Raw genomic sequence first — 306 nt, forward strand, 5'->3', positions numbered from 1 at the left:
ACGAGGGGCGGATCCGCGACCTCGACGTGGTCGAGAAGACGTTCGCCCTCGGCCGTCGCCGACGGGTCGAGGCGACGCTCCATCGCGACACGATCCGACGGGCCCGGGTCATGATGACCTCCGAGCAACTCAAGGCCTTCGACGTCTCCCAGGAGCCGGCCCAGTTGCGCGAGGCCTACGGCGCGACGCCGTTCGGCCGGGCCTGCCTCGCCGCGAGGCGACTGACCGAGGTGGGCGTGCGTTGCGTCGAGGTCACGCTCGAAGGGTGGGACAGCCACGTCAACAACCACGCGATCCACAAGACCC

General features: G+C 69.9%; 1 protein-coding gene. It reads left to right on the top strand.

Annotated features, from left to right (window positions below; all coding sequences use genetic code 11):
• On the top strand, window positions 1-306 hold a 306-nt coding region (locus ACYOEI_RS41255), incomplete at both ends, for a DUF1501 domain-containing protein (RefSeq protein WP_462856500.1).

Source organism: Singulisphaera rosea (assembly GCF_054877945.1).